Source organism: Endozoicomonas sp. YOMI1, assembly GCF_024606345.1.
Classification (GTDB): domain Bacteria; phylum Pseudomonadota; class Gammaproteobacteria; order Pseudomonadales; family Endozoicomonadaceae; genus Endozoicomonas.
On the sequence record NZ_JAHHPM010000271.1, the window covers coordinates 1 to 10,120 of the forward strand.

The window sequence follows — 10,120 nt, forward strand, 5'->3', positions numbered from 1 at the left end:
TGGGGGGATCGGTATAAGAAACATTGATTTCCTGAATAATCTCCAGTGTTTTTAGCGTTAGCGCATTTAACCGCCTAACCTGCTTGTCCGGGGCACCTGGCCCAACGTTTTTTGACAATGGCTTCAGCGTTTGAGCCATACTGGCGGTCACTGTCTGGACAGCGGATGAATTTTCTGCTTTTTCTGTATTGTTCCAGTATTGCTTGACCTGATAAGGGAATGGGCCTTTCTTGCCAGGATTGGCAGCGGATACCTCTACCGATAGTGCTCTTCGGTCAGTCTCTATATCGGGGATCACGTCGGGGAGGTCACCTCTCTGCCCATATCCGGGGTTATTTACACCACTGGCTGAAAGCCCGTTTCCATCACTGGGCAAACAATCAGACCAAGTGCTGTCGGTAAACAGTTCAGGTGAAACGTGGCACTTTCTACTAGCGGCAACAGAAGGCTCATGTTCACCGGCAGAGACTGCGTATCCGTGCGGACTGTCACTTCCCGGGACATCGGCATTTTCCCGCTGAAGCAGTAACTGATCCATTATGTTGGCTTCGGAGCTGCGTTGTTCAAACCAGCAACCTAAAGCATGGCGTAGCTTGCTTCCTTTCGGAAAACTCTGAAGGCACTCCAGAACCTGATCCATATGGATTTGTCGTCCATTAACAGATTGGCTGGTGATATGGCAGTGTGCCAGGAAGAAAAAATGCAGGCGTGAGTTCTGAAATGATTGCCTCAGTGTTTTAATGGATTGCCATACCTGTTCTGCTGATACTTCCTGATGATCAATGGTTAATTCATTCCGCATAGCCATGAATTTCAATATACATTGCAATCGATGTTGTTCACCTTTAACCGATACGTTGCTTAAGATTTGCCAAGCCTCTTGAAGTATACTCTGAGCATCGTTGTTTTCATCGTATTGCTGAGATTGTTTCAGCCTTTGAATCAGATACCTGGTTTGCCTTGAAGAATGATCCCCGGGTACTCCATTAAACGCTTCTAATACTTCCTTATTATCCAGATAGTTGCCATTCAACTCTCTTGCATTTAATGCCAGCAGAGAATAAAAAATGGCTCTTTCGAGCAACCAGCCACCCCGTTCATAATCCTTAACCACCGCATCCGGCGTGACCCGATGGCCATTCAACGTCAGGCCCCTCAGGCAACATTCCGCCTTGAAGCGCGCTATCCCCAGTAGACCTTCTTGATTGCACGGGAAATCCTTAACCACCATATCCGGTGAGACCTGCTGGCCATTCAACGTCAGGCCCCTCAGGCAACATTCTGCTTTGAAGCGCGCTATTCCCAGTTTGTTTTCCGGACTATCCAGGAAATCCTTAATCACCGCATCCGGTGTGACCTGCTGGCCATTCAACGCCAAGCCTCTCAGGCAACAATCCGCCTTGAAGCGCGCTAGCTCCAGTATTGCTCTGGCTGCCTGAAAATCCTTAACCACTGTATCCGTTGTGACCTGCTGGCCATTCAACACCAGGCCCCTCAGGCAACATTCTGATTTGAAGCGCATTATCCCCAGTTTGCCTTTCAGACTACTCGGGAACTCCCTGACCACTGTATCCGGTGTGACCAGCATGCCATTCACGGGCAATCCCCTCAGGCAACATTGTTCTTTAAAGCGTGCCAGCTCCAGTATTGCCCTGACTGCCTGATAATCCTGAACCACCACATCCGGTGCTACCTGCTGGCCATTCAGCGCCAGGCCCTTCAGGCAACATTGTTCCTTAAAGCGCGCCAGCTCCAGTGGTGCTCTGGCTGTCTGATAATCCTTAACCACCGCATCCGGTGTGACCTGCTGGCCCTTCAGCGCCAGGCCCCTCAGGCAACATTCCGCTTTGAAGCGTGCTACCGCTAATTTGTACTTATTATTTCGATCTGGCACCCGGTTGAATTCTTGAATGACCTGTTCCGGGGTAACTTTTCTGTTGCCATGTAGAATGTTCTGTAAGCAAAGTTTTTGCAGGAAAAAAGCACCTCTGAGAGACGTTACATCATTTCCATAGGCTGTAAGCACAACAGTTGGGGTGATTTGACGTCCATGTAATGGTTTATTTTTCCAAAAGGCGTCTTCAAGATATTTGCCATCATCCAGGGGAGGGGCTGTACTTCTATGAGACTGATGGCTTAAGACTTTTTTGCCGTTAAATTTACTTCTGGAGCGGTTATCAACCCCGCTTGAACCGGCTGGTTGATTAACCCGGCCTGCAGGCTTTGGATGGGAATAGGTTGATGCTGTTGCTTTCAGAATATTACCTGCACACTCAGACTGCAAATACCCCGTTTGACCTTAAAATGAGTGTCAGGTTCCATTCAGGTGCGTCAGGGGGTGGGAGAAAACTTGTTTGTCGACGCTCCTGATTAGCACCTGTTGGTCGCCTTATTCCAGATTATTTCATATAGTCTCTTTTCTTAAGTCGCTTTGCTTGAGTCATGGTTAATAGAGTCTCCGAAGTCTTCTGATCCCAGCTGTATTTTAAGTTCAGTAAAACCTTTAATGACTTGCTCAAGCTGCTGTTCGGCAGAATTGCACATATCACAAACTGAGTTGTCAACTTTCCAATCGCTTACTGATTTTTCCAGCAGTGCTTCATAAATACTGTCTTTTGCTTCTTTGCCCTGATTATCTGCTTTACCACCGCCTGGTCTACCGGTAATGTCTTTTGTTTTAAGCATTATGAAAAGTTGCTTTCTTGTTGCTAAAAGATTAGACATATCTGGCAACGGTTGCAGATCTTTCAGATACTGTTTTACATCGTTCATTTCTTCAATGATAAAAGCTAGCCTTTGCTGAAGATGATACATTTGCTGGTCATTTTCCCCATTGACCAGGCCAGCCATCATATCCTGAGTCAGTTGATGGGCGGCATCTCTGGCTCGATTAAGCGCTGTCTCATACAGGGAGGCGCTTGCGAATGCACGTTTGATCAGGGCTTGAACCTGTTCTGGATCAGATAATCTGGTAAGAAAATTGATGCTACTGATACTGACTGGCTGATTTGGGTTTCTATCATATAGCCATAGATAGTCATGATGTTTTGGTCGTGCAGCAGCTTCCTTAAGTGCAGCATCACAGAAGGCTCTCATTTTTTCGAACTTCTCGACAAAGAGTGTGGCCCGGTTAAATTTATCCGTACACTTATTGCATAGGTTGTAGGCAAGATCACCATAAACCCAGACCGCCAATACGGGGGATTGTTGTATTTCAGGAAATGCGCAGTCGACTGTTTTTAGTTCGTTGACATAGCTTTCACCGTACTCAAGCTTTTTACTAAACAGTTGCAGTCGCTTAATCAGGCTATTTACGAGCTTTGCATGATCAGATTCCGGTTCTTCTTTCTCCAGTGGTTCAGATTTTACTCTGGCGATTTCCTCTTGAAGTTGATGGTTTCTTTTTTTTCTTGCTTCCTGTTTCTGTTTTGAGTGTTCCTTTTTTTTTATATTTGCCCGTATTATGTCATGATTACTGTTTTTCTCACTTTCACATTCTCTTAAGTAATCCTGGCGTATTTTCTCAATTTCAGTGAATCGAATTTTACACGCTTCATGCAGTGTCTTGATACAAGCTCCCAGGTTTTGTGACTCAGTGTCAACGAGATTGGATTTCTGAATGATTTCTCGATGTAGTTTATTTAATATCGAACAGCAGCTGTTCAGCTGTTGTACAAATTGATCATGGGTCGAAAGGTCATCCGGGAAATGACTTGTCAGTGTTGTTAATAAATTATTAGTAATCTCTAAAGCTAATCGGGCTAATCGAATAATGAACATTTTGTTACTGCCAGCTTGTCCCGTTCGAAATATGTTATGGTCGGATAGAGTTTTAAAGAGGCACATGGTGGTGTTTAACAGCCCTGGGTGCCGTAATGATTTTATCACAATCATCAGGATGGTATTTTCCAGTTGTTCTAATGAGTTGAGCCAAAGTTCTTTGACGTCGCATGGTACTTGTGCTTCCTGCTGTGACAGTAAACGCAGAAGAGGGGGACTTTGTAGCAGGAGGCACAATGACTCTGTAATCAATATGAATTCATCAGGAAATTCCGGAGAATAGTCAGACAGTGTGTTAATGCTCACAAGAAGACCATCCATTGACTGGGCAAGACTCTCTCCCATGTCCTGTGTATTCTCCTCACCTAACTTAATCATTTTATAAATAAGGTCGGAGGTAAATTGTATATGCCATTGAATGCACTGTCTGGAAAAAGTGTCTGGCACGTTAGCAGGAGTATTGTCATCCACCCGCTGGTTCAGCTTAATGCTCAGGGTTTTTGCTAATGACGTGATGGTATTTGTAGTGTCTATTAGTTGATTATCATAGGTCTCCTTAATGATTTGTTCTTCTGCACAGGGCTCAAAAAGTTTTGCTTGATGTTCTATTAACGGTTGATTGGAAAAACGTGGATGACAGTAAATTGTTTCTGCTGACCTGATAAATGGGGCTTTGAGAGTAAAAACTTTTTGATCGAAATATGGGTAGTAGAACTTACTGGTAAAGTCCAGGTTCCATAGATCATCTGTCCCCAGTCTTTCCACGTATCCTTTTGCCTCTTTGGTTTTGGCCATTTCTTTAAGCTTGTTAATTTCTATGTCAGAAGACTTATTATATGCCAAATGAGCGGCCAGACTATTTCTTACTTTTTCCCTCTCGTTGAACTTAACCGGGTCTAATGAAGCTGCAGTATGGACTAGTTGACTGCTTATTGGGTGAATGTTTACATAGGTTGTCGGTCTGGCCAAGAGGATATCAGCCGGTGGTAGTTTTTTTTTCATTTTGCGTAAAGGGGGTAAGTTTACCGAGCTTTTATTTTCCCTGAGCTGGCTTTGCAACGTCTTGTGCTGTTTTTTTAACTCACTTCTTGACAGCTTTACCCTGTTTCCTTTTTCATCAAAGCCATCATTGATACGAATTTTCTGATGAAAATTGAAGCATTCGAGGTAAAGCAGCTTGAGTGCACGAGGTGTCTTTCTGGCAGCCCCGGGGTGCCTGAGTTGAAGGACTTGTTGCACTGAAAAATGTGTCCCGGGGCTTTCCGCTTTACCCGGGGCAGATGATGGCGCACCAGCCTCATTAGATTCCGGACATTTAACTTGTGCAAGTTGTATAGCTCCCAAAGGTATTTCATCCTTTGTCGGTAGTTTTTTGGATGAGCCTGCTTTTTCATTGTTACTGTCAAGAGCGTTTTCCGGTTGTCTGTCATCTGTATGGGGTGTCTGTTTTTGAGAACATCGCAGTGCTTTTGGCACAAATGCAGCCGCTTTAGGATCCAGAGGTACTTTTTCCGTTGTTGCTATTTCTGTATCCGCTTTCACCATGGTTGCCTCAGGCTGAACACTCTTGCTGTCAAATTCCCGGTGTAACGCTTTTTCATGACTGAGGAATTCAACCGGGCAGGAAGGCGGCCAGTTTGGCATTTGATCATAAGATACTGCCACACAAAGCTCATTAGGATTGATGTTGGGGTGAACTGTATTCGATGATTGAGGCATTAAAAGGGCTTGTTCCCCATGACAGGGTATTAAGCAGGCTGTGTTTTGCTGTACAGGAGGCAGTGGAACAGTAACAATATGCTCAGGAAATGGATGGAGTGTTTCATCATAAGTGCCAGGCTCTATTGCCAATGGTAGTGTTTTCATACTATGCGGATGTTGTTGCGGTAATGAAATTGCAGGTTGATTTCCACAATATACTGCATCAACCGGCTGACCGACCATTTGGGTTGTAGCCAGAAACTGGACTGGAACCGTTGAAACGGGAAGGATGCCCCTTGAAGAAATGTCTATATTTTGAAAAGGGTATGGATTGTTGCAGGGGGGCATCAATGTTCTGCAATTTAATGGAGCCGGGTTTTGTACATAGCCACTTTTGGCATCAGGGGCGACAGTCAAGCTTGAAACTTCTATTTCTGGATAATGTACCTTTTGAATAATATTCATCGGAGGTAATGGCATTCTAAAAGCTCTCTTAATTAATTTGGAATTAATTTGTCCTGAATTTTTTTGATTGTATTATAGAAAGGTTTTCCATTTTTAATGCAATCAGTTTGAGTTGATCAAGTTAGGGTTACCGCTTTTGTTAAATATCCCTGGTTGCAATTTATTGTTGGACGGTTAGGCAGAGCGTATTGTGGTAAGCGTCTAAACAGGGGGGCCGACTCCCCCTGTTTGTCGAGATCGGATTTTAACGGATTGGCCCCGAATTTCGGTTTCTAAATTCGCGCTATCAGATTCCGGATATCAAAGTGTCGTGGGCTGGTAGCGGTCAGCTGACTGCCATCTACCTGGTTTTTTGAATCTCTCCCGTAGGTTAATACCGGGAAGAGGACGTCTAAAAGATGGCAGCAGACTCAATGACAGCTCCTTCTCATATTGCTCACTTTTCCGAATTTTTCAATGGTGGCCTGATCCAGCAAGTACAGCTCATCCAGTATGCTTAGTTGCAGAGAACCAGGGCCGGGGCAATCCATACCGGCCAGTTCGCCAGCAATTCCAAGACAGGTAAGTCCCGTTACGGCTGCAATCAGTGGTGTATCACAGACGGCAAGAAAGGCGCCAATAATGGCGGTTGCCGTACAACCGGTGCCGGTTACTTTGACCATCATCGGATGGCCGTTATTGATTTTGTACACTTCGTAGCCATCGGTCACATAATCGGTAGCACCGGTTACAGCGATAATCAGATGATGTTCACGAGCCTTTTCCTGAATAAAGTCCAGGGTAGACTCGCTGCTACTGCTGCTGTCGACGCCTTTCCCCTCATTGGCACCGGTAAACAGGGCTTTTATCTCGGAGGCGTTGCCCCGCACAACTGATGGTTTGTTTTTAAGCAACTGTTTATTGCCCGTCAGTCGGAAGGGGGTTGCCCCGGCACCGACCGGGTCGAGAATCCAGGGCTTACCGAGTTGTGATGCCGTTTCTGTTGCCAGAATCATGCTTTGCAGACTGGAGCCGGTCAGCGTTCCAGTGTTGATCACCAGGCTGCTGGTAATGCCCACCATATCTGCAACTTCTTCAATGGCATGGGCCATGATCGGGGATGCACCAATGGCCAGTAGGGCATTGGCTGTCGTGTTGGTGACCACATCGTTAGTGATGTTGTGAACCAGCGGCTGCTTTTCTCTCACTTCTTTGAGTGAATGAATAATCTGTTCTTGCATAGGAAAGGCCTTTTTATCCATGTTCAATAATAATGATGTTTGACGGACAGTGAATTGACACGTGTCACTGTCTTGTCTCCTGACAAATGATTTCAAGAGTAGATCATTTGTTATCATGTTTTTGTTGTTGGAATATATTCCTGCTTATAGCATTTATATTGAAATTATACTCTGCAAAATATCTAAATATGGATTTATTGGCTATTTTTTTTGGCTGTATCTAGCTATATTTTTCACTGCCTGAATACTGCTATTTTTGTTCAGTTTTCTGCTTGTCAGTTATCCAGTCAGATCTCAGGTTTTACCTATGGAAGGCGCTTCAGAACCTTCTCCTGAACAGACTGATGGGCTTATTTTAACTTCAAAAGAATTTGCCGGTTTCAGAAGCTGAGGTTCACCTTCTGGTGAAGCCATTCGCCAGATCCGTGGTCGTCGTATCGGGTTTATTTTCCAGGACCCAATGACGTCTCTTAACCAACTTTTGACCATTGAAACCCAGATGGTGGAAACCATCATGGTCAATCTGGGGCTTGACAAAGCGGCGGCCTGTAAAAAGTCAATTGAACTGCTGAGCTCTGTTGGCATTTCAGAGCCGGAAGTCCGTATCAAACAATACCCTCACCAGTTTTCCGGTGGTATGCGACAGCGTGTTGTTATTGCGATCGCTTTGTCCAGCGACCCTGAGCTGATTATTGCTGATGAACCAACCACGGCACTTGATGTATCTATTCAGAACCAGATTCTCGACTTGATCCGCACACTCTGTAAAGAGCGGGAAGTTGGCTGCCTGCTGGTAACCCACGATATGGGGGTTATTGCCAATGTGACGGATCGTGTCGCCGTTATGTATATGGGTGACCTGGTGGAGCTGGGTGCTACCGAACAGATTCTCTGTCGCCCCGAACACCCTTATACCCAAAGCCTGATCAGTGCCGTGCCCAGAACCGATATCAAACTGCACCGTTTTCCCAGGGTTGAGTACATCGAAAAAGAGCAGGGCCGGCATATTGATGTGAAGAATCACTGGCTGGGCAAGAAAGAGCATCTGTCTGAAGTGAATGAAGAGATCAGCGATCATTCTATGGTAACCTGCCGGTCATTCTTCAGATGTGTGACCGCATTGGCGTGATGAAGATGGGAACACTGGTTGAAGTGGGGGATACCGACCGGATCTTCCGTGATCCTCACCATGAGTACACCCGGCATCTGATCAACATGATGCCAAGGGTTGAGAATCTATCACGTAGTGGGTTGGAGATTGAATCCAGCGTTGCCGCGCATTCTTAAGGAACTGTACTGAAATAACTTTCATATTTCCGATGTTATCCGGTAAAAAAAATTGCCACGGAGACACCGAGTCACGGAGAAAAGAAAAAAACCTTTTCCTCCGTGTCTCCGTGGCAAAAAGAGGAAGTTACTCAGGGACAATCCTTAAGAGCATGGACTGTTATTGACATGGAGTTGTATGTCGTCTGTCTGTTTGAAGGTGACAATAATTTGTGTCTTTGTGGTTTCAAAAAAACTATTTTTTCGGCGGCAGGTGGGATTCAACCAGCCAGGTCAGCTTATCGATTTCCCGCGTTCTTGCGGTCAGCAAGTCTACGGAAATGGGGTCTCCATTTTCTTCCATATGGGCCATAGCCTGCAATGCCTGACCGGTGACAAAGGCCAGGCGCTGGCCAATCACTTCAATATGCTCATCGATGGTACTTAATGATTTTGGGTAAGTGGGCAGGGAACTTTTTTCCGCTACCTTCTGTAGGGTACCTTCCGGTTTATGCCCGAGCTGGGCCATCCGTTCGGCGATATCGTCAATGGTATCTTCGATAATCTCTGCAACTTCATCAAACAAACGGTGAACAGAGAGAAACTCCCGGCCTGCCAAGGTCCAGTGGGACTCTTTGATTTGCATGCTCAGGTCAATGGCATTGTAGAGGACCTTCTGAAGTTCCTGTGCTGAATACTGCTTAACATTGTCAGGCAAGGTTTCGTAAGTATGGGACATGGTGTGGCTCCGGTTAGTGCTTTTCTCCAGGGAATTTATGAAAGTCGATAACGATGTTGCCAGACAGTGGTAGTGATTTTCCGATCCATAAGGCAGTGGACAAATAGTCTGGCAAACTATTAGAAAAAAATAGGAGAGAAATAACGGTTTTACAAAAAAGGGGTAACGATAAAGCCAGCTGACCGGGGTTACCGGTGTTAATGGGTACTTCTGGCAGGAAGCAGGTTCTATTCGCAGCTTTGTTGATCTATGTTAACAATGCTGACTTATAACTTGGTTATTATCTGCCCAGATATTGGTTTTATGATTACCCGCGTAGATAGATATGTCCCGTATAGCGTTGTTGTACCAGGGGTGTGAAGGCCAGACCCGGAAAATTACCGAAAGAATTGGCTACTGCCTGGCTCAGGCTGGTCATGAAACGTTTGTCAGCTCTATTACTGATCTGAACGACGGCTTCTCACTTCAGTCTTATGATGGTGTCATCCTTGGTTGTTCGATTCGTTATGGCAAGCACCATAAAGCGTGTTACCAGTTTGTCAGGCAATACCGTGACCAGCTGGCAACCATTCAGGGTTACTTGTTTTCCGTCAACCTGACAGCCCGAAAGCCTGAACGACGGGATCCCCATAACAACCGTTATCTGCAGAAATTCCTGAAACAGATTTCATGGACTCCGGACCGGGTGGAAGTGTTTGCCGGTGCTTTGCTGTATACCCAATACCGCTGGATTGATATACAGATGATCCGTTTGATTATGAAACTGACCGGGGGGCCTGTTGACGTTACTCAGAATACCGAGTTTACCGATTGGAAGCGGGTTAAGGCTTTTACAGAACATTTGAACCAGGACTTTCAGAAAATAAGCCACCCTCGTTCCCACGGGCGAACCGTGGCTAGGAGGCTGTCCGAGAATAGACTGCCCTACTGCGGTGGCAGCAAATTGGTC

7 protein-coding genes are annotated in these 10,120 nt (G+C 45.5%); 3 read left to right on the forward strand and 4 right to left on the reverse strand.

Annotation, left to right across the window (positions count from 1 at the left end; translation table 11 throughout):
* From KDK15_RS09485 to thiM, 3 genes are all read right to left on the reverse strand, one after another.
* A partial coding sequence (locus KDK15_RS09485; protein ID WP_257295114.1) for a hypothetical protein occupies positions 1-2,284 on the reverse strand: 2,284 nt, incomplete at its 3' end.
* A 137-nt stretch (positions 2,285-2,421) separates the two neighbouring features.
* On the reverse strand, positions 2,422-4,782 hold the full coding sequence (locus KDK15_RS09490; RefSeq protein ID WP_257295115.1) for a hypothetical protein: 2,361 nt from the start codon (positions 4,780-4,782) through the stop codon (positions 2,422-2,424).
* Between the two features lie 1,574 nt (positions 4,783-6,356).
* Positions 6,357-7,166, reverse strand: a complete 810-nt coding sequence (thiM, locus tag KDK15_RS09495; protein WP_257295116.1) for a hydroxyethylthiazole kinase — start codon at positions 7,164-7,166, stop codon at positions 6,357-6,359.
* 460 nt (positions 7,167-7,626) lie between these two features.
* Here thiM and KDK15_RS09500 point away from each other — a divergent pair, with 460 nt between their 5' ends.
* Entirely contained in the window at positions 7,627-8,295 is a 669-nt protein-coding gene (locus KDK15_RS09500; RefSeq protein WP_257295117.1) for an ABC transporter ATP-binding protein, read from the forward strand.
* Positions 8,274-8,453, forward strand: a complete 180-nt coding sequence (locus tag KDK15_RS09505) for a hypothetical protein (RefSeq protein WP_257295118.1) — start codon at positions 8,274-8,276, stop codon at positions 8,451-8,453. Before KDK15_RS09500 ends, KDK15_RS09505 begins: the two co-directional genes overlap by 22 nt.
* A gap of 235 nt (positions 8,454-8,688) precedes the next feature.
* Here the strand turns inward: KDK15_RS09505 and dps are convergent, their stop codons facing one another.
* Complete coding sequence (dps, locus tag KDK15_RS09510) at positions 8,689-9,408, reverse strand: DNA starvation/stationary phase protection protein Dps (protein WP_306800289.1); 720 nt, start codon at positions 9,406-9,408, stop codon at positions 8,689-8,691.
* An 88-nt stretch (positions 9,409-9,496) separates the two neighbouring features.
* Between dps and hemG the strand changes: the two genes are divergently transcribed.
* Positions 9,497-10,120 (forward strand): menaquinone-dependent protoporphyrinogen IX dehydrogenase (gene hemG / locus KDK15_RS09515; protein WP_257295119.1); only part of this gene is annotated, 624 nt, incomplete at its 3' end.

Bases quoted from the DNA above. Each gene is read 5' to 3' on its own strand.
- KDK15_RS09490 (WP_257295115.1), bottom strand. From the start codon at position 4,782: ATGAAAAAAAAACTACCACCGGCTGATATCCTCTTGGCCAGACCGACA.
- thiM (WP_257295116.1), bottom strand. From the start codon at position 7,166: ATGCAAGAACAGATTATTCATTCACTCAAAGAAGTGAGAGAAAAGCAG.
- KDK15_RS09500 (WP_257295117.1), top strand. From the start codon at position 7,627: ATGACGTCTCTTAACCAACTTTTGACCATTGAAACCCAGATGGTGGAA.
- KDK15_RS09505 (WP_257295118.1), top strand. From the start codon at position 8,274: ATGTGTGACCGCATTGGCGTGATGAAGATGGGAACACTGGTTGAAGTG.